This window comes from Enterobacter sp. A8, from assembly GCF_004296595.1.
Lineage (GTDB): Bacteria > Pseudomonadota > Gammaproteobacteria > Enterobacterales > Enterobacteriaceae > Enterobacter > Enterobacter cloacae.
On sequence record NZ_SCMF01000001.1, the window covers coordinates 912,417 to 936,852 of the forward strand.

General features: G+C 55.7%; 23 protein-coding genes. 9 read left to right on the forward strand and 14 right to left on the reverse strand.

What is annotated here, in order from left to right; translation table 11 throughout:
- Positions 1 to 31: 31 nt before the first annotated feature.
- Positions 32 to 2,134, reverse strand: a complete 2,103-nt coding sequence (locus EQV24_RS04270) for a TonB-dependent siderophore receptor (protein WP_029882291.1) — start codon at positions 2,132 to 2,134, stop codon at positions 32 to 34.
- 113 nt (positions 2,135 to 2,247) lie between these two features.
- The gene (locus tag EQV24_RS04275; RefSeq protein ID WP_020690853.1) at positions 2,248 to 2,502 is read right to left on the reverse strand and encodes a GlsB/YeaQ/YmgE family stress response membrane protein; all 255 of its coding nucleotides are present in this window, start codon (positions 2,500 to 2,502) and stop codon (positions 2,248 to 2,250) included.
- A gap of 206 nt (positions 2,503 to 2,708) precedes the next feature.
- Between EQV24_RS04275 and EQV24_RS04280 the strand changes: the two genes are divergently transcribed.
- A complete protein-coding gene (locus tag EQV24_RS04280; RefSeq protein WP_023621730.1) occupies positions 2,709 to 3,440 on the forward strand; it encodes a flagellar brake protein in 732 nt (243 codons plus the stop codon).
- Positions 3,441 to 3,478: 38 nt separating this feature from the next.
- On the opposite strand, the gene emtA is transcribed toward EQV24_RS04280, so the two are convergent.
- A complete protein-coding gene (gene emtA, locus EQV24_RS04285; RefSeq protein WP_023621731.1) occupies positions 3,479 to 4,090 on the reverse strand; it encodes a membrane-bound lytic murein transglycosylase EmtA in 612 nt (203 codons plus the stop codon).
- A 96-nt stretch (positions 4,091 to 4,186) separates the two neighbouring features.
- Here emtA and ldcA point away from each other — a divergent pair, with 96 nt between their 5' ends.
- Positions 4,187 to 5,101 carry a muramoyltetrapeptide carboxypeptidase gene (gene ldcA / locus EQV24_RS04290; RefSeq protein WP_130626237.1) on the forward strand — a complete coding sequence of 305 codons (915 nt, stop codon included), beginning with the start codon at positions 4,187 to 4,189 and terminating at the stop codon, positions 5,099 to 5,101.
- Positions 5,102 to 5,198: 97 nt separating this feature from the next.
- Complete coding sequence (locus tag EQV24_RS04295; RefSeq protein WP_013096157.1) at positions 5,199 to 6,932, forward strand: potassium/proton antiporter; 1,734 nt, start codon at positions 5,199 to 5,201, stop codon at positions 6,930 to 6,932.
- A 47-nt stretch (positions 6,933 to 6,979) separates the two neighbouring features.
- Here the strand turns inward: EQV24_RS04295 and dadX are convergent, their stop codons facing one another.
- Together dadX and EQV24_RS04305 are read right to left on the reverse strand one after the other, a co-directional pair.
- Positions 6,980 to 8,050 (reverse strand): catabolic alanine racemase DadX, encoded by a 1,071-nt coding sequence (gene dadX / locus EQV24_RS04300; protein WP_130626238.1) that lies wholly within the window; start codon positions 8,048 to 8,050, stop codon positions 6,980 to 6,982.
- 9 nt (positions 8,051 to 8,059) lie between these two features.
- Complete coding sequence (locus EQV24_RS04305) at positions 8,060 to 9,358, reverse strand: D-amino acid dehydrogenase (RefSeq protein ID WP_014832348.1); 1,299 nt, start codon at positions 9,356 to 9,358, stop codon at positions 8,060 to 8,062.
- Positions 9,359 to 9,678: 320 nt separating this feature from the next.
- Between EQV24_RS04305 and EQV24_RS04310 the strand changes: the two genes are divergently transcribed.
- Positions 9,679 to 11,211 carry a SpoVR family protein gene (locus EQV24_RS04310; protein WP_048972793.1) on the forward strand — a complete coding sequence of 511 codons (1,533 nt, stop codon included), beginning with the start codon at positions 9,679 to 9,681 and terminating at the stop codon, positions 11,209 to 11,211.
- A gap of 82 nt (positions 11,212 to 11,293) precedes the next feature.
- Here the strand turns inward: EQV24_RS04310 and fadR are convergent, their stop codons facing one another.
- On the reverse strand, positions 11,294 to 12,013 hold the full coding sequence (fadR, locus tag EQV24_RS04315; RefSeq protein ID WP_013096152.1) for a fatty acid metabolism transcriptional regulator FadR: 720 nt from the start codon (positions 12,011 to 12,013) through the stop codon (positions 11,294 to 11,296).
- A 201-nt stretch (positions 12,014 to 12,214) separates the two neighbouring features.
- Here fadR and nhaB point away from each other — a divergent pair, with 201 nt between their 5' ends.
- Entirely contained in the window at positions 12,215 to 13,753 is a 1,539-nt protein-coding gene (gene nhaB / locus EQV24_RS04320) for a Na(+)/H(+) antiporter NhaB (RefSeq protein WP_020690847.1), read from the forward strand.
- Between the two features lie 46 nt (positions 13,754 to 13,799).
- Positions 13,800 to 14,330, forward strand: coding sequence for a disulfide bond formation protein DsbB (dsbB, locus tag EQV24_RS04325; protein ID WP_028028084.1), 531 nt, complete (start codon positions 13,800 to 13,802; stop codon positions 14,328 to 14,330).
- A gap of 121 nt (positions 14,331 to 14,451) precedes the next feature.
- Here dsbB and EQV24_RS04330 read toward each other — a convergent pair whose 3' ends face one another.
- From EQV24_RS04330 to EQV24_RS04340, 3 genes are all read right to left on the reverse strand, one after another.
- Positions 14,452 to 14,892: a YcgN family cysteine cluster protein gene (locus EQV24_RS04330; protein ID WP_014832353.1), complete on the reverse strand. Its 441-nt coding sequence runs from the start codon at positions 14,890 to 14,892 to the stop codon at positions 14,452 to 14,454.
- A gap of 92 nt (positions 14,893 to 14,984) precedes the next feature.
- Positions 14,985 to 15,644, reverse strand: coding sequence for a fumarylacetoacetate hydrolase family protein (locus tag EQV24_RS04335; RefSeq protein ID WP_130626239.1), 660 nt, complete (start codon positions 15,642 to 15,644; stop codon positions 14,985 to 14,987).
- A gap of 47 nt (positions 15,645 to 15,691) precedes the next feature.
- Positions 15,692 to 15,967 (reverse strand): YcgL domain-containing protein, encoded by a 276-nt coding sequence (locus tag EQV24_RS04340; RefSeq protein WP_130626240.1) that lies wholly within the window; start codon positions 15,965 to 15,967, stop codon positions 15,692 to 15,694.
- Between the two features lie 123 nt (positions 15,968 to 16,090).
- Here EQV24_RS04340 and minC point away from each other — a divergent pair, with 123 nt between their 5' ends.
- Genes minC through minE form a run of 3 tightly spaced genes read left to right on the forward strand, consistent with a single transcriptional unit; the run spans position 16,091 to position 17,907 of the window.
- Positions 16,091 to 16,798: a septum site-determining protein MinC gene (gene minC / locus EQV24_RS04345; RefSeq protein ID WP_020690845.1), complete on the forward strand. Its 708-nt coding sequence runs from the start codon at positions 16,091 to 16,093 to the stop codon at positions 16,796 to 16,798.
- A gap of 23 nt (positions 16,799 to 16,821) precedes the next feature.
- On the forward strand, positions 16,822 to 17,634 hold the full coding sequence (gene minD / locus EQV24_RS04350) for a septum site-determining protein MinD (protein WP_013096144.1): 813 nt from the start codon (positions 16,822 to 16,824) through the stop codon (positions 17,632 to 17,634).
- Between the two features lie 3 nt (positions 17,635 to 17,637).
- Entirely contained in the window at positions 17,638 to 17,907 is a 270-nt protein-coding gene (gene minE / locus EQV24_RS04355) for a cell division topological specificity factor MinE (protein WP_008500504.1), read from the forward strand.
- 73 nt (positions 17,908 to 17,980) lie between these two features.
- On the opposite strand, the gene rnd is transcribed toward minE, so the two are convergent.
- The 5 genes from rnd to EQV24_RS04380 form a co-directional block, all read right to left on the reverse strand.
- Entirely contained in the window at positions 17,981 to 19,108 is a 1,128-nt protein-coding gene (rnd, locus tag EQV24_RS04360) for a ribonuclease D (protein ID WP_165876004.1), read from the reverse strand.
- Between the two features lie 71 nt (positions 19,109 to 19,179).
- On the reverse strand, positions 19,180 to 20,865 hold the full coding sequence (gene fadD / locus EQV24_RS04365; RefSeq protein ID WP_072193822.1) for a long-chain-fatty-acid--CoA ligase FadD: 1,686 nt from the start codon (positions 20,863 to 20,865) through the stop codon (positions 19,180 to 19,182).
- 203 nt (positions 20,866 to 21,068) lie between these two features.
- The gene (locus tag EQV24_RS04370) at positions 21,069 to 21,650 is read right to left on the reverse strand and encodes a Slp family lipoprotein (protein WP_013096141.1); all 582 of its coding nucleotides are present in this window, start codon (positions 21,648 to 21,650) and stop codon (positions 21,069 to 21,071) included.
- Positions 21,651 to 21,687: 37 nt separating this feature from the next.
- Positions 21,688 to 22,383 (reverse strand): tRNA (adenosine(37)-N6)-threonylcarbamoyltransferase complex dimerization subunit type 1 TsaB, encoded by a 696-nt coding sequence (tsaB, locus tag EQV24_RS04375; RefSeq protein WP_100168386.1) that lies wholly within the window; start codon positions 22,381 to 22,383, stop codon positions 21,688 to 21,690.
- A 66-nt stretch (positions 22,384 to 22,449) separates the two neighbouring features.
- Positions 22,450 to 24,360: an ATP-dependent DNA helicase gene (locus EQV24_RS04380; protein WP_062934762.1), complete on the reverse strand. Its 1,911-nt coding sequence runs from the start codon at positions 24,358 to 24,360 to the stop codon at positions 22,450 to 22,452.
- Positions 24,361 to 24,436: the final 76 nt, after the last annotated feature.

Genomic DNA, 24,436 nt, shown 5'->3' on the forward strand with positions numbered 1-24,436 from the left:
CTGCATTCCCTTCGGGAGAGGGAAACGATAATCAGAAGCTGTAGCTCGCCCCCAACTGATACGTCCGGTCACGTCCAATCCAGCAGTTTGTCGCGTCGTAGCAGGTCAGCGTCTCTTTGTTGGTGATGTTTTGCGCACTGGCTTTCAGCGTCAATCCCTCCAGCGACGGCAGGATTTCCCCCATACGATAGGAGGCCGCCAGATCGTACTGCATGGTGCCGCCCAGTTTGCCCGCATCGTTGTTCGGTGAAATTTCCATTGGACCGGTGTAGCGCGCCCCTGCCCCCAGCATCAGCCCTCTCAGCGGCGTGTTGTCAAAGGTGTAATCCCCCCACAGGTTGAACGCGTTCTCCGGTACCTGCGTTGGCCGTTTGCCCTGGTATTTGTCATCTTCGGTATTGATCAGATGGGTGTAGGCATAGTTGGCAATCAGGGTCACGTTATCCGCTGGGCGGCTGACGATTGAGAGCTCAGCCCCTTTAGATTCCACTTCTCCGGTCTGGCTGTAATTCAGGAAGCCCGGATCGGAGGTGACGACATTTTTCTGACGGATATTAAATACCGAGGCGGTAAAGGTTGTGGCGTAATCCGCCAGCAGGTATTTCACCCCGCCTTCCACCTGCTTGCTGGTGGTTGGCTTCACATCTTTAGCGGTGAGCGTACCCTGCGGCGACACCGGAGCAAACCCTTCGGAGTAGCTGATGAACGGTGAAAGCCCATTCTCAAACGCGTAAAGCGCGCCCAGACGTTTGGTCACGCGGTCCTGCGAGACCCACGCCTTGTCGCCATTCTGCATATAGTTGGTGGTTACCGAGCGGTAATCGTCATAACGTAGGCTGGCCAGCAGATTTAAACCGCCAAACTCCACCTGATCCTGCAGGTAATAGCCGTTTTGCTGATAGCTCAGACGATTTTTCTGCCCCGTATACAACCCGAGATCGCGTTCATTGATCTGCGAATAGTCAGGATTTCGCATATCGATGCCAGGCGTTGTTGAGGCATAACGGTAGTAGAAGTGAGAGTCCATCTTTTGATAGTCAAACCCGGCCAACAGGTGGTGTTTCCACTCTCCCAGCGCCACGGTTTTGGTTACCTGGTTATCGATGTTGAAGCTCTTCAGATCTTCATCCGTGGTGTAAGCAAACCGGTTAAGCTGGTATACCGCGCTCCCCGTCCCCGTGGCATAAACACTGCGCTGGTGGGTGTCGACATCAAAGTACCGTGCCTTCTGGTTAAAGCCCCAGCCACTGTCAAACTCATGTTCAAAGCTGTAGCCCAGCATCCACTGACGCTGTTTGAAACCGCTCCACTCATCCCCGGCATAATCCCGGCGGTCGGCATATTTCGAGCGCAGATAAGCAAGCGGCAACGGGTTGGATGGAGACAGGCTCGGGGAGTTTTGCGCCAGTGCATCAACCGTAAGACGCGTTTTGCTGTCCGGCTCCCATGTCACGGACGGGGCAACCAGATAATTTTCATAGCGCGTGGTATGGGGCTGATCGTCATTTTCCGTGGCTTTGCCCAGCAGTCGGTAGTTCCAGTCGCTGTCGGCAATTTGTCCGGTCGAGTCGAGATAACCCTCCTTCAGATTGCGATTGCCGGTGTTGAAACCCAACTCGGTATGGGCGGTTTTTTGTGGCTTTTTACCCTGAATATTCACCAGCCCCCCCGGGGAGCCACCGCCGTAGAGCACAGAAGATGGCCCTTTGAGGATATCAACGCTTTCAATCAGCAGTGGATCGATGCGCGCTTTGGTATTTCCGGTGACGTTATACGGCAGTTGCAGTCCGTTGTAGAACTCCTGGTCAACGGAAAAACCACGGATTTTATATTCGCTCATGTAGGTGGTATTGCCACGCAGCTCTGTCGAAACGCCCGGAACATAGCGCAGGATTTCGTTCACGGAGTTGGCATGGCGTTGCGCGATCTGCTGCGCAGAGACGGTATCGATCACCTGCGGCGTTTTACTTTCGGCAACGGCCGATTTGGTTGCGCTGTTTGTCCATGCGGGGAGAACGCTGCCCTGCTCAGAGCCGGTGACAAGAATGGTGGATTCTTCAGCAAATGCCTGTGCCTGTAATGCCAGCGTCACGGCTCCTGCCAACGCGCATACTGCAAAACGTGAGGTGTTCATAATGTCGTCTTGTGATTATATGTAACTAGGAACGACAATTATTATCATTTCGATTAGCAAATCAATATCACGACAAAAAAAACGGCCCTGTCGCGAGAGCCGTTTTGTGTCATCTATGCCCGTCGGAGCAACCTGAATATGCCCAGGACAACAATGGCGCCCACCACAGCCACAAGGAAACTGTGCAGGTCGAATCCACTGATGTCGCCTCCAAAGCCAAACATGGTCGCCAGCCAGCCGCCGACAACCGCACCAATAACCCCAAGAACACAGGTCAATATAAAGCCGCCGCCATCATTTCCCGGCATGATGAGTTTAGCGATAGCCCCGGCAATAAGACCAAAGATGATCCACGCGATAATACCCATAGCGATGCCCTCTTGCAGGTTTAACGCATGCGCAGAAAACCCTCCGCGCAGGTAACGTAAGTATAGGTCATCACGGTAAAACCGATTTCATCTCACCGACTTAACTTCTCTGTACTGCGAAAAAAACTCACCGGTTTGTATTAAGTTTCGTTTCACGCTGCCGATAACGCAGAGACAGTCTGTCATTTATCAAGGAGCCATCCGGCGTGAGTAATTACAGTGAGCAGTTCCTGAAGCAAAATCCGCTGGCTGTATTAGGGGTATTGCGCGACCTGCAAAAAGGCGAGGTACCGCTGCGCATCAGCTGGTCAAACAATCAGTTCATCAGCAAGATCCTGGATGCTTCTGCAGAGAGGCTGGTCATTGACCTGGGCAGCCAGGAGCATGAAAACCGCGCCGCGCTGCGGGCGGAGAAAATCTCGGTGATGGCAGAAACGCACGGCGCAAAAGTGGAATTTGTCCTGCCGCGCCTGGAGTTGAGCGAATACGGTGGTCTTCCGGCGTTTGTCACCCCGCTGCCGGCCAACCTCTGGTTTGTTCAGCGCCGTGAATATTTTCGTATCAGTGCCCCGCTTCACCCTGCCTATTTTGGTAAGGCCAAAATGCCGGACAAAAAAGAGATCCGCTTTCGCCTTTTTGACCTCTCCCTGGGCGGCATGGGTGCGCTGATGGATACGCCAAAGCCTGACGGACTGGTAGAAGGCATGCGATTTACCCAAATCGAACTGGATATGGGAGGCTGGGGGCGTTTTTACTTTGATGCGCAGCTGATTGCCATCAGCGAGCGTAAGGTGGTCGACAGCAAAAATGAAACGATCGTCACGCCGCGTCTGAGCTTCCGCTTCCTGAACGTCGGGCCGGGCGCAGAGCGTGAACTGCAGCGGATTATCTATTCTCTGGAGCGAGAGGCGCGGGAGCGGGCGAATAAAGTGTTGTGACAGGAGCCGGGCAGCACACAGGCCGCCCGACAACGGCATTACATGGCATCCATCGCTTTCTGAACTTTCCAGATATAACGCGGAGCCTGTGGTGCCGGATGATTTTTCACCACGTGTTCAAAGAACTCGTCTTTGTCCATGTCGTTGATCTCTTCTATCGCCTCTTTACGGTCCGATGAGAACGTCCTGAGCAGCGCACCCGCGCCGTTCACGTAAGAGACCACCAGCGCATACTGCATCACTTCAGGATCCTCGATTCCCTTCAGCACGCCGTGTTCCAGAATGCTCAAATAGGCCGTGCCCATGGAGATGTTGCGTTCCGGGTTTTTCAGCTCGCTGGTTGACGGCTGACCACGCCAGCCCATATAGCGGTAGACCTCTCTCCCTGCGGTTGAGGCCTTAAGCTGCATCAGCCCTACGGCGTTAGATTTGCTGACAAGCGTTGGGTTACCGCCGGATTCCACGGCAATGATCGCCGTGATCAGTCGCGGGCTGACGCCCCAGGCCTTGCCTGCCTGTTCACTGATCGGCATCCACTGCATGGCCCGTTTTACAGGCACTTCCGGGTTCCATGCCGGGTTTTGATAGTCATGTTTTGAACTACAGCCAGCCAGCAACACAATCAAAAAAGCAAACCATCTCAATTTCACGTCATCTATCCTTATAGCCGGTCATCGCCCTTGAAGCAGGCAACGTATAAGCGGCATGATATAGACAATTAGATTCTCATTCAGCAAGGAATTGCCATGTCTCAGTTTCATCTTATCGCGCCGTCCGGGTACTGCATCAACCAGGAGGCGGCACGGCGGGGCGTTGAGCGCTTACTGGAACTCGGTTACCCGGTAGAAAATCAGACAATTATCCCCCGCCGCCAGCAGCGTTTTGCCGGTACGGAAGCGCAAAGGCTGAATGATATCAACAGCCTGGTGAACCTGCAGGGTGAGAACAATATCGTGCTGGCGGTGCGCGGCGGCTATGGTGCGAGCCGGTTGCTGGAGAGTATTGACTGGCAAGGGCTGGCAAAGCGTCAGCAGCAGGATCCGCTGCTTATCTGCGGCCACAGCGACTTTACCGTAATCCAGCTCGGGCTGCTCGCGCTGCATAACGTGGTGACCTTCAGCGGCCCGATGCTGGCCGGTAATTTCGGGGCACCCGAGCTTGACCCATTTACGGTGGAAAACTTCTGGCGCGCCCTGAAAAACCCGACCTACAGCGTTGAGTGGCAGGGCAACGGGCCGCACTGGTCGTGTGAAGGACAACTCTGGGGCGGAAATCTGGCAATGCTGGTGTCGCTCATTGGAACGCCATGGCTGCCGCAAATTGACGGCGGCATTCTGGTGCTGGAAGATATCAATGAACATCCGTTCCGCGTCGAGCGCATGTTATTGCAGCTGTATTACGCCGGTATTCTGGAACGTCAATCCGCGGTTATTCTTGGCAGTTTTACCGGTGCCGCACCGAATGACTATGACGCAGGATACTCGCTGGAAACGATGGTCGATTTCATCCGCTCACGCCTTGATATTCCTGTTATTACCGGGCTGGACTTCGGCCACGAGCAGCAAACCGTCACCCTGGCGTTAGGCGCGCAGGCCACCCTGAAGCATGATGAAACGGGCAGTCGGTTAACGATTGGGGGTCATCCGGTCTTAAAGGCATAAAAAAGCCGTTAATCCCCCTCAATAAACCGCTGTTTCCGTCGTTAATATGTTAGGGTTTTAGTAACAGCATTAACATTGAGGTGGGAGTAAGACAACATTGGATGCCACAGCGATAATCAGTCTTTTCATTCTGGGTTCTGTGCTCGTAACCTGTAGTATTTTATTAAGTTCATTTTCATCGCGTCTCGGCATACCTATTCTTGTTATTTTCCTTGCCATCGGCATGCTGGCGGGTGTCGATGGTATCGGCGGTATTCCTTTCGATAACTACCCTTTCGCTTACATGATCAGTAACCTTGCGCTGGCGGTGATCCTGCTCGACGGCGGGATGCGCACCCAGGCGAGCTCATTTCGCGTGGCGCTGGGGCCCGCCCTGTCGCTGGCGACGGTCGGGGTGTTAATTACCTCCGGTCTGACCGGCATGATGGCGGCGTGGCTGTTCCATCTCGATCTGATGGAAGGTTTACTGATTGGCGCGATTGTCGGCTCAACCGACGCGGCGGCGGTGTTTTCCCTGCTGGGGGGCAAAGGGTTGAACGAACGCGTCGGGTCCACGCTTGAGATTGAATCCGGCAGTAACGATCCGATGGCGGTATTTCTCACCATCACGCTGATAGAGATGATTCAGCAGCATGAAACGGGCTTAAGCTGGATGTTTGTCCTGCATATCCTGCAGCAGTTCGGCCTGGGGATTGCGCTCGGCCTGGCCGGGGGTTACCTGCTTCAGCAGACGATCAACCGGATATCGCTGCCTTCGGGGCTGTATCCGCTGCTTGCCCTGAGCGGCGGCATTCTCATTTTTGCCGTCACCACTGCGCTGAACGGTAGCGGTATCCTCGCGGTTTATCTCTGCGGCTTCCTGCTGGGCAATCGCCCTATTCGCAACCGTCACGCCATTTTGCAGAACTTCGACGGGCTGGCCTGGCTGGCGCAAATCGGGATGTTCCTCGTGCTGGGCCTGCTGGTGACGCCGTCAGACCTGCTGCCGATTGCCGTTCCGGCGCTGATTTTATCGGCGTGGATGATCTTCTTCGCACGCCCCCTGTCGGTGTTTGCCGGTCTGCTGCCGTTTCGCGGCTTCAACCTGCGCGAACGGGTCTTTATCAGCTGGGTGGGGCTGCGCGGCGCGGTACCCATTATCCTGGCTGTCTTCCCGATGATGGCCGGACTGGATAACGCGCGGCTGTTCTTTAACGTCGCCTTCTTCGTGGTGCTGATCTCGCTGCTGTTCCAGGGAACCTCGCTCGGGTGGGCGGCGAAAAAAGCCAAAGTGGTGGTTCCCCCTGTGGGCTGGCCGGTTTCCCGCGTGGGGCTGGATATTCACCCGGAAAACCCGTGGGAACAGTTTGTTTACCAGCTCAGCGCTGATAAATGGTGCGTGGGGGCATCGCTGCGCGATTTGCACATGCCTGCGGAAACGCGAATTGCCGCCCTGTTCCGCGATAATGTCCTGCTGCACCCAACCGGCAGCACCCGGCTACGCGAAGGCGATATTCTGTGTGTGATTGGCCGCGAGCGGGACCTGCCCGCCCTGGGTAAACTGTTCAGCCAGTCGCCTCCGGTGGCGCTGGATCAGCGTTTCTTCGGCGATTTTATTCTGGAAGCCAGCGCCAGGTTTGCGGATGTGGCCCTGATTTATGGGCTGGATGAAGGTGCTGAAGGCGACGATAACCAGCAAACGCTGGGCGAAATCATCCAGCAGCGCCTTGGTGCGGCCCCGGTTGTGGGTGACCAGGTGGAGTTTGCCGGGATGATCTGGACCGTAGCAGAGAAAGAAGATAACGCAGTGCGGAAAGTCGGTTTGCGGCCGATGGAAGAGGACGTGGAGTAGTGGTTTTTTGCCGGGTGGCGCTAACGCTTACCCGGCACACAGACACGTTACACCGTCACAACCGGCACTCTCGGTGCCAGCGCGCACATCAGTTCATACCCTACCGTCCCCGCCGCGGCAGCCACGTCATCAATTTTGACTTCGTTACCCCACAGCTCGACCGGGGAACCAATGCCCGCCTGCGGACATGGCGTGAGATCAACGGCCAGCATATCCATGGAGACGGTGCCCACCGTTCCCGTACGCACCCCGTCTACCCAGACTGGCGTGCCGCTCGGCGCGATACGCGGGTAGCCGTCAGCATAACCGCCCGCCACAATACCAATCCGTTGCTCGCCCGTCGCCCGGTAACGGCTGCCGTAGCCCACCGTGTCGCCGGCCTTCAGCGTCTGCACACCGATGATTTCGCTGCGCAGGGTCATCACCGGCTTAAGGCCACTGTTGGCGATATCCTGCCACTGGCCTGAGGGAGAGGCGCCATAAAGGACAATGCCAGGACGCACCCAGTTATAATGCGCCTCAGGATGCCACAGCGTGGCCGCTGAGTTGGAGAGCGAACGTGGGCAATCCAGTCCTTCTGCCGCCTGCTCAATGCGTACCATCGCATCGGCAATGCCGTCCGGTTTTTCCGCATCGGCAAAATGCGCCATCAGCGTCATTTCGCCCACGTTCTTCAGGGCGCGCAACTGTTGCCATACCGTATGGACCCGCTCAGGCTTGAAGCCCAGGCGGTTCATACCGCTGTTCACCTTGAGATAAATATCCAGCGGCGCATGCAGTTTTGCATCCTGAATCGCTTTAATTTGCCAGTTGCTGTGAACGCTGGTGGTCAGCCGGTACTTATCCAGCAGCGGCAGATCGTCGGCGTGGAAGAACCCCTCAAGCAACAGAATGGGCCCTTTCCAGCCGCGCTCGCGCAGCAGAATGGCCTCTTCCAGATTCAGTAACGCAAAACCGTCGGTGGCGCTGAGCGCACTCCAGATACGATCGATACCGTGGCCGTAGGCATTGGCTTTCACCACCGACCAGACGCGTGAACCTGGCGCCGCCCGGCGAATAATTTGTAGGTTATCCTTCAGGGCCTGCAAATCGAGCTGAGCCAGAACAGGACGGGACATGACAACTCCTTAGTTATGCGCGCCGTGGAGGTGCTGTGGACGCGAAGGGGTAAACCCCGATTGATAGCGTGCGGCACTTAAATCGTCAAACGGAATTGCCGGCGTGCGCCCGGATATCAAATCGCTAAGCAGCTGGCCAGAGCCGCAGGCCATTGTCCAGCCAAGCGTACCGTGGCCGGTATTGGTCCACAGGTTTTTGAACGGCGTACGGCCAACAATTGGCGTGCCGTCTGGCGTCATTGGACGCAGCCCGGTCCAGAAGGTTGCCTGCTCGACAAAACCGCCACGCGGGAACAGGTCGCCCACCACCATCTCCAGCGTTTCACGGCGCGGCTTCAGCAGCTCGGTGTTAAAGCCGACAATCTCCGCCATCCCGCCAACGCGGATGCGGTTATCAAAGCGGGTAATGGCGATTTTGTAGGTTTCATCCAGAATGGTGGAAACTGGCGCCCCGCTGTCCTCTTTTACCGGAATGGTCAGGGAGTAGCCCTTCAGCGGGTAAACCGGAATGTCGAGAATGCCCTTCAGCATCGCGGTGGAATAGGAGCCAAACGCCATGACGTAGGCATCCGCTTTAATGACTTCATCGCCACACTTCACGCCGTAGATACTGCCGCCTTCTGACAGCAGTTTGTCGACCGCGGTATTAAAGCGGAATTTCACCCCCGCCTGCTCGCACATCTGCGCGAGACGCTGCGTAAACAGCTGGCAGTCGCCGGTTTCATCATTCGGCAAACGCAGGCCGCCCGTCAGCTTGTGCGACACTTCTGCCAGTGCCGGTTCAACCTGCCCAAGCTGGCTGGCTTCGAGCAGTTGATACGGTACGCCCGCATCTTCCAGCACGGCAATATCACGGGTGGCGTTTTCATACTGTTGCGCGGTGCGGAACAGCTGCAGCGTGCCGCCCTGACGACCTTCGTACTCAATACCGGTGGAGGCGCGCAGTGCTTTCAGGCAGTCACGGCTGTATTCCGCCAGACGCACCATCCGACCTTTGTTTTCCATGTAGTGCCGGGTGTCGCAGTTGCGCAGCATCTGCCACATCCACTTCAGCTGGAACTGGGTGCCGTCGAGGCTGATGGCCAGCGGCGCATGGCGCTGGAACATCCACTTAATTGCCTTCAGCGGAACGCCGGGTGCCGCCCACGGCGCGGCATAGCCCGGAGAGATCTGTCCGGCGTTCGCCGCACTGGTTTCCAGCGCAGGCCCTGACTCACGATCGATAACGGTCACGTCATGTCCCGCCTGACTTAAATACCAGGCGCTGGTTACGCCAACGACACCACTTCCCAGTATGACAACACGCATAGCCACTCCATATGTGCAAAAGAACAATCTTCTAATTACAGATTGATAACCTAGATGAAAATATTATTCAACATACGACTTTTTTATGGTGACTTACCTCACACATCCCCCAGCGTCAGGGGATGAGGCGAATTTGGGATCTCCTGCTGCGCGTTATTTTTAACCAGTATAAAATTCTGTGAAGACCGCTTTTTTTGCCGCATCAAAAACGGGAAATCGCAAAGAAAAAATTTCTGCTCCAGCACGCTTTTTAACACGGTGATCTATGCTTATCAGGAGGCTCTCCAGACAGAGAGAGCTCCCACAACGAGGGCGCGCTAATGGCTACTATTGATTCCCTGAATAAGGACAGCACACGTCTGAGCGATGGACCCGACTGGACCTTCGAGTTGCTGGATGTCTATCTCGCCGAAATCGACCGGGTGGCAAAACTGTATCGTCTGGATACTTATCCCCATCAGATTGAAGTCATTACGTCCGAGCAGATGATGGACGCCTACTCCAGCGTCGGGATGCCGATCAATTATCCGCACTGGTCGTTTGGTAAAAAATTCATTGAAACGGAGCGCTTATATAAGCACGGCCAGCAGGGGCTGGCGTATGAGATCGTGATCAACTCCAATCCGTGTATCGCCTACCTGATGGAAGAGAACACCATTACCATGCAGGCGCTGGTGATGGCGCATGCCTGCTACGGGCATAACTCGTTCTTCAAGAATAACTACCTGTTCCGCAGCTGGACGGATGCCAGCTCGATTGTCGATTACCTGATCTTCGCGCGTAAGTACATTACCGACTGCGAAGAGCGCTACGGCGTGGACGAAGTGGAGAAACTGCTCGACTCCTGTCACGCGCTTATGAACTACGGCGTTGATCGTTACAAACGTCCACAGAAAATCTCCCTCCAGGAGGAGAAAGCGCGGCAGAAAAGCCGCGAAGAGTATCTGCAAAGCCAGGTGAATATGCTGTGGCGCACCCTGCCGAAACGTGAAGAAGAAAAAGCGGTTACCGAAGCGCGTCGCTACCCGTCTGAGCCGCAGGAAAACCTGCTCTATTTTATGGAGAAAAACGCGCCGCTGCTGGAGCCATGGCAGCGTGAGATCCTGCGCATCGTGCGTAAGGTCAGCCAGTATTTCTATCCGCAGAAACAGACCCAGGTGATGAACGAAGGCTGGGCCACCTTCTGGCATTACACCATCCTTAACCATCTGTACGATGAAGGGAAAGTCACCGAGCGGTTCATGATGGAGTTCCTGCACAGCCATACAAACGTGGTGTTCCAGCCGCCTTACAACAGCCCGTGGTATAGCGGCATTAACCCGTACGCGCTCGGCTTTGCGATGTTCCAGGACATTAAACGCATCTGCCAGTCGCCAACGGAAGAAGATAAGTACTGGTTCCCGGATATCGCCGGCTCTGACTGGCTGGAAACGCTGCATTTCGCGATGCGTGACTTTAAGGATGAGAGCTTCATCAGCCAGTTTATGTCGCCGAAGATCATGCGTGATTTCCGCTTCTTCACCGTGCTGGATGACGACCGCAATAACTACCTGGAGATTTCGGCGATCCATAACGAGGAAGGCTACCGTGAGATTCGCTCTCGCCTCTCCTCCCAGTACAACCTGAGCAACCTTGAACCCAACATTCAGGTATGGAACGTGGATTTACGCGGCGATCGCTCCCTGACGCTGCGCTATATTCCGCACAACCGGGCGCCGCTGGATAAAGGACGCAAAGAGGTGCTGAAGCATGTGCATCGCCTGTGGGGCTTTGATGTGCTGCTGGAGCAGCAGAATGAAGATGGCAGCGTGGAGCTGCTGGAACGTTGCCCGGCGCGGTTGAATACGTTGTAATGGTTTTTGCCGGGTTTTGTAGGCCCGGTAAGCGAAGCGCCACCGGGCGAAAAAAAACCTCTCACTTGAGAGGTTTTTTATTTCAGCGGCCCTGAATGGCTAAATCACCCGGCAGCGTTTTCTGCATCCGGTGCCAGATTTCACCGGAATCGTGGCCGTAGCGGCGCACCGTTTCATACACCTGATCGTGCAGGCCTTCAGTACAGAGCTTGCTGAGCTTATGGTAGAAGCCCAGCGCCAGGCTGCGCGCCTCGGGGTTAGCAAAGTAGTGGCGACCGATACGGGTATACAGCCCTTTCATGCCGTTCAGGATCAGACCGTACACCGGGTTACCGGAGGCAAACGCCAGTCCGCGGAAAACGTTGTAATCGAGCGTGGCAAAGGCATCCGCGTGATCTTCCACTTCGTTCGCGCTGGCAAGCACCTGCAGCGCGTCTTCCGGATGCTGACGAAAAGCGGTACGAATAAAGATTGTCGCAATGTTGGTACGCACCGAGAGCAGATTATCGATCAGCTGTGGCACGCTTTCGTGATCGAGGCGCGCCAGCGTTTCAAGAATATTCAGCCCGGAAGTTTCCCAGAAGTTGTTTACTTTCGTTGGCTTACCGTGCTGGATCGTCAACCAGCCATCGCGCGCCAGTCGCTGGAGCACTTCACGCAGCGTGGTGCGAGTGACGCCAATCAGTTCAGAGAGTTCGCGTTCAGCCGGAAGAATGGATCCCGCAGGGAAGCGATTATTCCAGATGCTTTCAATGATGTACTCTTCCGCGAAACCCGCCGGGCTCTGCGCCTTAATGACCATAGTGAGATTTCCATTACACAGCTTTTGCAAATTGCACTCATCATACCAGAGGCATGCAATGGCAGGTAGCGCGTGAAAGAGAGAAAAGAGGGATCGCTGTTTTATTTTCGTGAAATTTACAATACACGCTTATCCGCCTCTGCCCCGCATTTTTTGCGTATACTGATGTTTTGTTTTACCTGACGGGGAAGGACGTCTGTTGTGGAAATTTCTTTTGGGCGCGCGCTGTGGCGCAATTTTTTAGGCCAGTCTCCTGACTGGTACAAACTGATACTTCTGGTTTTCCTGGTTGTTAATCCCATTATTTTTAGTATCACTCCGTTCGTCGCCGGGTGGCTGCTGGTGGCGGAGTTTATCTTCACCCTGGCCATGGCGCTGAAATGTTATCCCCTGCTGCCGGGTGGTTTGCTGGCTTTTGAAGCCGTGGTTATCGGCATGACGAGCGCAGAACATGTCAAAGCCGAGCTGGCATCCAACCTTGAAGTGCTTCTGCTGCTGATCTTCATGGTGGCCGGTATCTACTTTATGAAACAGCTGCTGCTGTTTATCTTCACCCGCCTGTTGCTCAGCATTCCGTCTAAAACGATGCTGTCGCTGGCGTTCTGCCTTGCTGCCGCATTCCTTTCGGCCTTCCTGGATGCGCTAACCGTCGTGGCGGTGGTCATCAGCGTTGCCGTCGGGTTTTACGGCATTTATCACCGCGTGGCATCGTCCCGTCCGGGCGAGGATTTGCAGGACGACAGCCACGTCGAGGCGCATAACCGTGAGGTGCTGGAACAGTTCCGCGCGTTTCTGCGCAGCCTGATGATGCACGCGGGCGTCGGTACCGCATTAGGTGGCGTGATGACCATGGTTGGTGAGCCGCAAAACCTGATCATCGCCAAAGCGGCTGAGTGGCATTTTGGCGAGTTTTTCCTGCGCATGGCCCCGGTCAGCCTGCCCGTGTTCGTCTGCGGGTTAGCGACCTGTATCCTGGTCGAGAAATTCAACGTTTTCGGCTACGGTGCGCAGTTGCCTGAGCCAGTTCGCAAAGAGCTGCATAAATTTGACGAGCAGAACCGTACGCAGCGCACGCGCCAGGAGACGCTTCGTCTGATTGCGCAGGGGATCATCGGTATCTGGCTTATCGTCGCGCTGGCTTTCCATCTTGCCGAAGTCGGGCTGATTGGTCTTTCGGTTATTATTCTTGCGACGACCTTTAGCGGGGTAACGGATGAACATGCTATCGGTAAAGCCTTTACCGAAGCCCTGCCGTTTACCGCGCTGCTGGCGGTCTTCTTTGCGGTGGTGGCGGTGATTATCGACCAACACCTGTTCGCCCCGATTATTACTTTTGTACTGCAGGCGGCGCCCGACGCGCAACTGTCGCTCTTCTATCTGTTCAACGGCCTGCTGTCGTCCATCTCCGATAACGTTTTTGTCGGCACGGTCTACATCAATGAAGCCAAAGCGGCGATGGAAGAAGGCATTATCAACGCCGGGCAGTTCGAGCTGCTGGCGGTTGCCATTAATACCGGCACCAACCTGCCGTCGGTGGCGACGCCAAACGGACAGGCCGCGTTCCTGTTCCTGCTGACCTCGGCCCTCGCGCCACTCATACGTCTTTCTTATGGAAAGATGGTCTGGATGGCGCTGCCCTATACGCTGGTTCTCACCATTGTGGGATTGCTTTGCGTCAAAATTACCCTCATTCCCTGTACGCAATGGCTGATACAAGCGGGTATACTTGCGGCGCATTAAAATTCGTTTACACTGCGCTTTCTAAGCATGTTCCAGGGAAATGATTATGTTGAGATTTTTAAACCAGTGCTCCCGCGGTCGCGGAGCATGGTTGTTAATGGCCCTGACCGCCTTTGCGCTGGAAATGGTCGCGCTGTGGTTCCAGCATGTGATGGGACTCAAACCCTGCGTGCTCTGTATCTACGAGCGCTGCGCGCTGTTTGGCGTCATGGGCGCGGGTCTGTTGGGTGCGATTGCACCAAAAACACCGCTCCGCTACGTCGCTATCGCGGTCTGGCTGTATAGCGCCTGGAAAGGGATTGAGCTTTCCTGGCAGCACACCATGATGCAACTGCACCCGTCGCCGTTTATGACCTGTGATTTCGCTGCCCGCTTCCCGAGCTGGTTGCCGCTGGATAAATGGCTGCCGCAGGTGTTTGTCGCTTCCGGTGACTGCTCTGTACGTCAGTGGGAATTCCTGTCGCTGGAGATGCCGCAGTGGCTGGTGGGCATTTTTGTGGCCTACTTCGTGGTCGCGCTGCTGGTGCTAATTGCTCAGCCGTTTAAGCCGAAGAAGCGCGATCTGTTCGGAAGGTAAAAGCAAAACGGCAACGATAGTTGCCGTTTTTAGTTTTTGCGCCCTCTCCCGTGGGAGAGGGTTGGGGTGAGGGCATCAGGCCGCACCCCAATAAAAACCCGCCTCGGCGGGTTTTTATTTATCACCGGGTCGGGTGATTCATAATGTGGTCTTCCCAGTCCCGCACCTCGGACTCTTTCACCGCGATGTGGCGCACCGAAATACGTTCGCCGTGCATGGCCGCTTTAGACCCGGTCAGCAAGGGGTGCCATGTCGGCAGATCCTTCCCTTCCGCCAGCAGGCGATACGCGCAGGTATGCGGCAGCCATTCAAACGTCGGCAGGTTCTCACGGGTGAGCTTAATGCAGTCCGGCTCGAACTCGAAGCGGCGCTCGTAGTTGCGGCACTGGCAGGTTTTGATGTTTAACTGCTTACAGGCAACGTTGGTGAAATAGATTTCATCAGTGTCTTCATCCATGAGCTTATGCAGGCAGCACTGCCCGCAGCCGTCACATAACGACTCCCACTCCACGTCTGTCATTTCGTCGAGAGTTTTGCGTTGCCAGAAAGGGATGTCGTTCATCAGGATGTCCACACGTCAAAAGAAAGCGCACCTTATAACGAGTCTGGCACGTTGATGCAAGTTTTGCCGCCCTGAGGGGCGGCAAAATGCGTTTACAGCACGCGGGTTTTCAGTGACAGGCCGTTAAAGCTCACTTCCAGTTCGTCTCCACCGTTAAGAGGGCCGACACCTTCTGGCGTACCGGTCAGGATCACATCACCCGGCTTAAGGGTAAAGAAGCGGCTCATATAGGCAATCAGTGGCACGATCTTATGGATCATATCTGCCGTGGTGCCCTGCTGGCGGATCTCACCGTTCACTTTCAGGCTGAGGGACGTGTTCTGTGGATCGCCGGTAAATTCGCCGACCGGAACAAAACCCGAGATCGGGCAGGCATTATCAAAGCCTTTGGCTTTTTCCCACGGCTGCCCTGCTTTCTTCAGCTTGCCCTGTACCTCACGCAGCGTCAGATCCAGCGCCACACCGTAACCGGCGATAGCTTTTTGCACATGCTCTTCGGAGGCCAGGCGTAGCGTCGCGCCAATCAGCACCGCCAGCTCCACTTCATGATGCACTGAACCCAGTCCCTGCGGCAGTGCCAGCGGCTGGCGGATATCGCAAAGCGCGGTTTCCGGCTTAATGAACAGCACCGGCTCTTCTGGCGTCGCGCTGCCCATCTCCTGAATGTGTTTGGCATAATTGCTGCCCACGCAAACCACTTTGCTGACGGGATAATCCAGTAATGCACCTTGCCAGTTATGATGTTGATACATGGTCGACCCCTAAACGGTTGATGTGTTATGCCCGAAAACAGGTGAGGCTATTTTTTACCGGTCACCTCAAGATGCTGTTTTAATAAATTCTCGGGAGGTGGCGGGAGCTGTAAATAATAGCCTTGCTCCGTTAAGGCCGTTTTAACTTTTTCCAGATCGGCGTTAACCAGTTTCTTACGACCGTCGAGCGGCAGCAGCATCGCCAGCTGAGGTCGGCCAAAGCTCTTCATTAATTCTTCTGGCACGCGGGAAAAATCGTCTTTCTTTTCGACATAAAGATAGGTCTGGTCGCGGCTTGTACTTCTGTAGATCACACAAAACATGTTTTTACTCTGAATTCATAGGTGGTTGCTTGCCTCAATATACTCCTGACTATAACATGCCTGATACTCTTCGGAATATCGCAGCGAGTGGTTGCGGTTAATAGCAAATTGAGTAAGGCCAGGATGTCAAACACGCCCATCGAGCTTAAAGGCAGTAGCTTCACCTTATCAGTGGTACATTTGCATGATGCAAAACCCGAGGTTATTCGTCAGGCGTTAGAAGACAAAATCGCTCAGGCTCCCGCCTTTCTGAAACACGCCCCTGTTGTTATCAATGTCAGCGGTCTGGAATCCCCGGTTAACTGGAAACAACTCCAGCAGGCCGTCTCCTCTACCGGTCTGCGCATTGTGGGCATCAGCGGCTGTAAAGATACTGAGCTGAAAGCGGAAATCGACCGTGCGGGACTGCCTCTTCTGAACGAGGGCAAAGAAAAAGCCCCACGTGCGGCCCCCGTTGCCGTTGAAACGCCCCCACCTGCGGTACAAAACGTTACCGCCCTCACAAAAACGCGAATGATTGATGTGCCGGTTCGTTCCGGACAGCGCATTTATGCACCAAACTGTGATCTAATTGTTACAAGCCACGTCAGCGCTGGCGCTGAGCTGATTGCAGATGGCAACATTCACGTTTACGGTATGATGCGTGGGCGTGCACTCGCCGGGGCGAGTGGCGATCGGGACGCACAAATATTTTGTACTCACCTGACTGCGGAACTGGTGTCCATCGCAGGTGAATATTGGCTGAGCGACAAGATCCCAGCCGAATTTTATGGCAAAGCGGCTCGTCTGCGACTGGCAGACGACGCGTTGACCGTTCAACCGTTGAATTGATCCCTTTTTAACAAGGAATTTCTATGGCACGCATTATTGTTGTTACTTCGGGTAAAGGAGGCGTTGGCAAGACCACCTCCAGCGCGGCCATCGCTACTGGTTTGGCCCAGAAGGGAAAGAAAACCGTCGTTATCGATTTCGATATCGGTCTGCGTAACCTCGACCTGATTATGGGTTGTGAACGTCGCGTCGTGTATGACTTCGTAAACGTGATTCAGGGCGATGCCACCCTTAACCAGGCGCTGATTAAAGACAAGCGCACCGAGAACCTTTATATCCTCCCGGCCTCTCAGACGCGTGACAAAGACGCCCTGACCCGCGAAGGGGTTGAAAAGGTGCTCGATGAGCTGAAAAAAATGGAGTTCGACTTCATTGTCTGTGACTCCCCTGCCGGTATCGAAACCGGTGCCCTGATGGCGCTCTACTTCGCTGATGAAGCGATCATCACCACGAACCCTGAAGTGTCATCCGTCCGTGACTCTGACCGCATTCTCGGGATCCTCGCATCCAAATCCCGCCGTGCGGAAAATGGCGAAGACCCGATTAAAGAGCACCTGCTGCTGACCCGCTATAACCCGGGCCGCGTAAACAAAGGTGACATGCTGAGCATGGAAGACGTGCTGGAGATCCTGCGCATTAAACTGGTGGGCGTCATCCCGGAAGACCAGTCCGTGCTGCGCGCCTCTAACCAGGGCGAGCCAGTGATCCTTGATACAACAGCAGATGCCGGTAAAGCGTATGCGGATACGGTTGACCGTCTGCTGGGAGAAGAACGTCCTTTCCGCTTCATTGAAGAAGAGAAGAAAGGTTTCCTCAAACGCCTGTTCGGAGGATAAGTTATGGCATTACTGGACTTTTTTCTCTCGCGGAAAAAGAACACCGCCAACATCGCAAAAGAACGACTGCAAATCATCGTTGCGGAGCGTCGTCGTAGCGACGCCGAGCCTCACTACCTGCCGCAGTTGCGCAAGGACATCCTGGAAGTGATCTGCAAATATGTGCAGATTGACCCGGAGATGGTCACCGTGCAGCTGGAGCAAAAAGACGGGGATATTTCGATTCTGGAGCTGAACGTCACGCTCCCGGAAGCGGAAGAGTCGCGTCCGTAGTTTTTGATTTCGTAGCCCCGGTAAGCGCAGCGCCACCGGGGGAATATGCCGGGTATATCGCCCGGCATATTTATTATCGTGGATACCCTTCCAGCAACGTATTCAGGCGATCGGCCATCAATTCCCCGCGCCAGCCCGCCATCATTTCCGGTAAGCCATTCTGCGGTTTCAGCTTCCAGTGCCAGTTCAGCAACTGGTTTATCTGACGACGTGATGCCAGCAGTTCGGCACTCAGTTTGCTTTCTGCCGCCACAGCCTGCACCACCGCTTTAATATCTTTAAACGCTTTGCGGTAACCCGGCATATCCATCAGATTCAGCAGAGGCTCTGGCAGTGCGTCATCCGGTATCTGCTGCGCTTTGGCCACCAGCGCGAGCAGCGTTTTTCCGTGAAAACGGATTTCGCTGCCTGAAAGCCCAATGCTGTCCAGCTCGCCCATGCTGCCTGGCATATAGCGTGCGACCGCCCACAGGTGCTCTTCGCGTACCACAAAGTTAACGGCCAAATCGCGTTCGCGCGCTTTACGCAGGCGCCAGTCGGCTAATAATTGCAGACAGGCCAGCTGACGCGTACGCAGCTGCCACGCGTTGCTGATATCGCGCCAGGCCTCTTTCGGGTCAGCAATTTCCTGGCGACGCTGCTGCGTCATGCGGCACTCATCCAGAGCAGCAGGCAGCCAGCCGGAGGCTTCTGCCTCTTTCATCAGTTGTCCGGCAATCGGCAGCAGGTAAAACACATCTGCCGCAGCGTAATCCAGTTGACGCTCCGTGAGCGGGCGCGCCAGCCAGTCGGTACGGGATTCACTTTTATCCAGGGTCAGGCCGGTGTACTCCTCAACCATGGCGGCAAAGCCCCATGAAAGCGGACGATTGCTGAACGCGGCGAGGATCTGCGTGTCAATCAGCGGCTGCGGCATGATGCCAAACGTATTCAGAAAGACTTCCAGATCTTCACTGCCTGCGTGCAGGTATTTGGTGACCGCAGTATCAAGCAGCAGGTCACGCATCGGCGTCCAGTCGGTAATGCCGAGCGGGTCAATCAGCGACACGTGTTTGCCGTCGTACATCTGAATCAAACCCAACTGCGGATAATACGTCCGGGTACGGACAAACTCGGTATCCAGGGCGATGGCAGGAAAGTCGCGCGTCACTTCGCACAGCGAAGCCAGCTCGTCGTTGGTCGTGATCATCTGGTAATTCAAAACGGTTTCTCTTTTGTTTGCGCCCATAAAAAACGCCGGCTAAACCGGCGTCTGGGCGATTAGCGTGAAGCTCAGGCCTTATTGTCCACTTTGGCACGGGCTTCGTCACGTAATTCTCGTCGTAATATCTTCCCGACGTTCGATTTCGGCAGCTCATCGCGGAACTCCACCAGCTTCGGCACTTTATAGCCGGTGAGCTGACGGCGGCAGAACGTGATGAGCTCCTCCTCGGTAAGAGAGGCGTTTTTCTTCACCACAAAAATCTTCACTGCCTCGCCGCTGCTGCCGGAAGGTACGCCAACCGCGGCAACTTCAAGCACGCCGCTATGCTGCATCACCACATCTTCGATCTCATTCGGATAGACGTTAAATCCCGAGACGAGGATCATGTCTTTCTTACGATCGACGATGCGCAGGAAGCCCTCTTCGTCCATCACCGCGATATCACCGGTGTGCAGCCAGCCGTCTTTGATGATTTCGTCGGTGGCATCAGGACGCTGCCAGTAGCCCAGCATCACCTGTGGCCCTTTAACGCACAGTTCACCCGGCTCGCCCGGTGCAACCTCGTTGTCATCATCATCCACCAGTTTGGCTTCCGTCGACGGTACGGGCAGGCCGATACTGCCGCTGTGATAGTCGATATCATGCGGATTGACGCTGACCAGCGGGGCGCATTCGGTCAGGCCATAGCCTTCGAGTAAATACTGCCCGGTGAGTTTCACCCAGCGCTCGGCCACCGCCTGCTGAACCGGCATTCCGCCGCCCGCAGAGAGGTGCAGCGTGGAGAAATCAAGCTGCTGGAACTCTTTGTTATTAAGCAGCGCGTTAAACAGGGTATTGACCCCGGTCATGGCGGTGAATGGGTACTTCGCCAGCTCTTTAACCAGCCCCGGAATGTCGCGTGGGTTGGTGATCAGCACGTTCTGACCACCCAGCTCAATAAACAGCAGGCAGTTCATGGTCAGCGCGAAAATGTGATAAAGCGGAAGCGCGGTGATGACCACCTCTTTGCCCGGATGCAGCAGCGGCCCGTAGGTCGCATTCACCTGTTCAAGGTTCGCCAGCATATTGCGGTGAGTCAGCATGGCGCCTTTGGCCACGCCGGTAGTGCCACCGGTGTACTGCAGGAACGCAAGATCCTCTGATACCACTTCCGGTTTGACGTATTGCATACGATACCCGGCATGCAGCGCGCGGCGGAAGGAGATGGCATCCGGCAGATGGTATTTCGGTACCAGACGTTTGATGTATTTGACGACAAAGTTAACCAGTGTGCCCTTGGCGGTGGAGAGCTGATCCCCCATGCGCGTCAGGATGACGTGTTTCACCTGGGTTCTGTCGACCACTTTCTCCAGCGTGTGGGCAAAGTTTGAGACGATCACAATTGCGGTCGCGCCGCTGTCGTTCAGCTGATGCTCCAGCTCACGTGGGGTGTAGAGCGGGTTGACGTTGACGACAATCATCCCGGCCCGCAGGATACCAAATAACGCGACCGGGTATTGCAGCAGGTTCGGCATCATCAGCGCGACGCGATCCCCTTTTTGCAGCCCCAGCCCTTCCTGCAAATAGGCCGCGAACGCCCGACTCCGCTCCTCAAGCTTACGGAACGTCATCACCTCACCCATATTGATAAACGCGGGCTGATCGGCGTAACGCCTTACCGAGTGTTCAAATAATTCAACCAGGGATTGATAACGGTCAGGATTGATCTCCGCAGGCACATCTGCGGGATAACGGTTAAGCCAAACCTTGTTCAATGCATCACCTCTGAATTGAGTGTTCGTCGTCATCACAACCCCGATAATAAACAGTTTGTTAACATTATATTAACTCAGCGTACCAGTTTATTAATTGCCCAGATTTAAGGTTGCGAAGCGCGTCACTCTTTTTTTTCGTTTTAGCCGTAAAAAAACAGAGACAGCGGCTGAGCCGCTGTCTCTTTTCTAACAATAACAGTAAGTTACTCAGTAACGATCGTCTGTACCTGCGCCGGGCCTGGGTTATACCAGCCCCAGCCGGGGTAGCCGTAACGATACGGGTGTGGGCCCCACATCCACGGATCAACAGGCTGAGGCGGCATGATCACCTGCTGTGTCAGCCGCCAGCGTTTGTAGCCGTTAACCTGCATGGTCATAAATTTGTAGGGCGTTGTGCCGATTTTGCCCTGTGTCGTGCCGGTAATCGGCCCGACGACGGTCACCAGCTGTCCACGGAAATCAACCGGGTCGAGGAAGCCGCTGACATCGGCAAAAATGCGCCCGCGCGAGGTTTCGCCGAGGATCGGCCGCGCGCCGCTATCCAGTGGCACGGTGGCGATTTCCAGCCGGGTTTTCCCCTGCTGGTTTTGCACCTCAATCACCTTCCCGCCGAAGCGCGCTTCCTGACCGACGTAAAGCTCAGGGGCATTCATCACGCGAACCAGATCCTGCTGTGGCGTAGGGCTACTGCCCTTAATCGCATCAGGAACGGAAACGCATCCGCTCAATGCTATGGCCACAGCGCCTGCCATAATTAGGCGTACTACTTTAGTCTGAACCGCCATGATGCGACTCCTTTTTCTCAGTTCCTGTTACTGAGATTCACTCGCGGCCTGGAAGTTTCTTCCACGCGACGGTGTTTCGCAAATAAACCGGCTCGGCATGTTCAACAGCCACGGTTTTTCCTGCTGCGAGCAGCTGGCAAGCCAGAGGAAGCATATCCTCTGCGGCAGGCAGAAGCATGTTGCCGTCCACCAGCGTTACGCCGGTACCGTTTGCCATGTCAGGCCATGCCGCCCAACCGGTCCCTACCGTCGCCCATTCACCGGAGAGGTTCTGCAACCGTTCGGTTACCGCTTCCGGCTTGAGCACCGCTTCCGTCTCTTCGCCGTGCCACACGCCCTTCTCGTCGCGGGTGTATTCAGCCCAGTAGACTTCGCCCATGCGGGCATCAATCGCTGCCAGCACACGGGTAGCACCGGTCATACGCCACGCGCCCTGCGCCATCGTCGCCAGGGTGGAAACACCGATCATCGGAAGGTCAGCGCCAAGCGCCAGCCCCTGCGCAATACCGATCCCAATGCGTACACCCGTAAAGCTGCCGGGGCCACGGCCAAAGGCCAGCGCATCGAGGTCGGTTAAGGTGGTGTTGCCCTGGGTCAAAATCGCTTTCACCAGGGGCAGAATACGTTGGGTGTGTTCTCGTGGGCACTCTTCGAAATGAGCAGAAATAGCACCGTCGTTCCACAGAGCAACGGAACACGCCTCTGTAGCGGTATCAATAGCCAGAATTCGCATCAGTCGTCGCGCTCTCGCAATGGTCAGTCACAAAATGGCGCGCATCTTAGCACACTCCCGGGCAAATTACTCCGCCGTTGGGTTGGCCAGGAAGCGAACCGCGCGTTTAATGTCCCGCGTACGCGGCGCGGGCGGCAGGCTGGCGAGGAAGGTCGCACCGTAGGGGCGCATCACCAGCCGGTTATCACAGATTACGAGCACGCCGCGGTCGTCCACGTCACGGATCAGGCGTCCTACCCCCTGTTTGAGGGTGATCACCGCGTCCGGCAGCTGTACCTCGTCGAAAGGATCGCCCCCGCGCAGACGGCAGTCTTCCATTCGCGCTTTGAGCAGCGGATCGTCCGGCGAGGTAAAAGGCAGTTTATCGATAATCACCAGCGACAGGGTATCGCCCCGCACGTCCACGCCTTCCCAGAAGCTGCTGGTTGCCACCAGAAGCGCATTCCCGGCACTGACAAACTGCTGTAACAGTTGCCCTTTGCTGGTTTCCCCCTGCAGCAGCACCGGCAAGGTCATGGTGGCGCGGAACTGTTCTGCCAGGTCGCGCATCATGGCGTGAGAGGTGCAGAGCATAAAGCAGCGGCCATTGTTGGCCTCAATCATCGGCTTCAGCATGGCTGCCAGCTGGCGTGCGGCGCCGGGCTGGTTGGGTAACGGCAGATTACGCGGCACGCAGAGCAGCGCCTGTTTTTCATAATCAAACGGGCTCGGCAGCAGCAGTGACTCCGCCTGTTCAATCCCGAGACGCTCGGTGAAGTGGTGCAGATCGTCATTCACCGACAGGGTCGCGGAGGTAAATATCCAGCTCCCCGGTTTTTGCGCCATCACCTCTTTGAATTTGTCTGCCACCGTCAGCGGCGTAAGCGCCAGGGTGAAATGACGAGACGTGCATTCATACCAGTAGCTGTACCCCGGCTGGTTGATCTCCTTCAGCCGTTTCAGCCGCCCGCGATAGAGCGTGGCGCGCTCGAAGGCAGCGTCCAGCAGCGCAGAACGGCCAAGCGACAGTTTCGCCACGTCGTAACAGAGTTCCAGCGCATCATCCAGCAGCAGTAGCGCACGTTGGATATTATTGTCCGCCAGCAGCTCGCGCAGATTGCCGCGGTAGCCCGGCTCGCCAAGCTGCAGGCGAAAATCCTGCGCGCTTTGCGCGAGGCGATCGGCACATTTTTGCAGCTGCTGGGTATCTTTTAATTCAGTGCGATAAGCAATGGTGAAATCTTTCGCCAGATCCAGCAGCTGGCGGCTGGAGAGCGACTGGCCGAAATACTGGCTGGCGATATCCGGAAGCTGATGGGCTTCGTCGAAGATCATCACTTCCGCTTCAGGAATAAGTTCGCCAAAACCGCTGTCTTTCACCACCATATCCGCGAGAAACAGATGGTGGTTGACCACCACCACATCTGCATCCATCGCGGTTTTACGCGCTTTGACCACAAAACAGTCTTTATACAGCGGGCAGTCGCTGCCCAGGCAGTTGTCATTGGTGCTGGTCACCAGCGGCCAGGCGGGAGAGTCTTCCGCCACGCTCGCGCAGGTGCTGATATCCCCCTCTTCCGTCTGGTTAGCCCAGGCGCGAAGGATGATCACATCACTCAGGGTCTGCACCGGCAGGTCGCCGCCCGCCAGCGCCTGCTGTTCAAGACGCTCCAGGCAGAGATAGTTGGAGCGCCCTTTCAGCAACGCCAGCCGCCCTTTGTATTTCAGCGCTTTTGCCACCGTCGGCAAATCACGGCTGTAGAGCTGATCCTGCAACGCCTTCGAGCCGGTAGAGATGATCACCTTCTTTTTCGCGCGCAGCGCCGGTGCAAGGTAAGCGTAGGTTTTTCCCGTGCCGGTTCCGGCCTCGACCACCAGCGGCTGTGCCTTATCGATGGCGCGAGCGACGGCATGCGCCATCTGACGCTGCGGTTCACGCGGTTTAAAACCGGGAATAGCCTGTGCTAACTGCCCTTCAGGGGAAAAATCGTCTGCCACGGTGTTCTCTCACTGTATTTTTGCACAGGGATTATGTCAGCCCATCCTCTCCTGTGCCACCCCAAATAGTGACGAC

Coding starts and splice junctions, on each gene's coding strand:
- EQV24_RS04270 (WP_029882291.1), bottom strand. CDS start 2,134: ATGAACACCTCACGTTTTGCAGTATGCGCGTTGGCAGGAGCCGTGACG.
- EQV24_RS04275 (WP_020690853.1), bottom strand. CDS start 2,502: ATGGGTATTATCGCGTGGATCATCTTTGGTCTTATTGCCGGGGCTATC.
- ldcA (WP_130626237.1), top strand. CDS start 4,187: ATGTCTCAGTTTCATCTTATCGCGCCGTCCGGGTACTGCATCAACCAG.
- dadX (WP_130626238.1), bottom strand. CDS start 8,050: ATGTCCCGTCCTGTTCTGGCTCAGCTCGATTTGCAGGCCCTGAAGGAT.
- EQV24_RS04305 (WP_014832348.1), bottom strand. CDS start 9,358: ATGCGTGTTGTCATACTGGGAAGTGGTGTCGTTGGCGTAACCAGCGCC.
- EQV24_RS04310 (WP_048972793.1), top strand. CDS start 9,679: ATGGCTACTATTGATTCCCTGAATAAGGACAGCACACGTCTGAGCGAT.
- fadR (WP_013096152.1), bottom strand. CDS start 12,013: ATGGTCATTAAGGCGCAGAGCCCGGCGGGTTTCGCGGAAGAGTACATC.
- dsbB (WP_028028084.1), top strand. CDS start 13,800: ATGTTGAGATTTTTAAACCAGTGCTCCCGCGGTCGCGGAGCATGGTTG.
- EQV24_RS04330 (WP_014832353.1), bottom strand. CDS start 14,892: ATGAACGACATCCCTTTCTGGCAACGCAAAACTCTCGACGAAATGACA.
- EQV24_RS04335 (WP_130626239.1), bottom strand. CDS start 15,644: ATGTATCAACATCATAACTGGCAAGGTGCATTACTGGATTATCCCGTC.
- EQV24_RS04340 (WP_130626240.1), bottom strand. CDS start 15,967: ATGTTTTGTGTGATCTACAGAAGTACAAGCCGCGACCAGACCTATCTT.
- minC (WP_020690845.1), top strand. CDS start 16,091: ATGTCAAACACGCCCATCGAGCTTAAAGGCAGTAGCTTCACCTTATCA.
- minD (WP_013096144.1), top strand. CDS start 16,822: ATGGCACGCATTATTGTTGTTACTTCGGGTAAAGGAGGCGTTGGCAAG.
- minE (WP_008500504.1), top strand. CDS start 17,638: ATGGCATTACTGGACTTTTTTCTCTCGCGGAAAAAGAACACCGCCAAC.
- EQV24_RS04370 (WP_013096141.1), bottom strand. CDS start 21,650: ATGGCGGTTCAGACTAAAGTAGTACGCCTAATTATGGCAGGCGCTGTG.
- tsaB (WP_100168386.1), bottom strand. CDS start 22,383: ATGCGAATTCTGGCTATTGATACCGCTACAGAGGCGTGTTCCGTTGCT.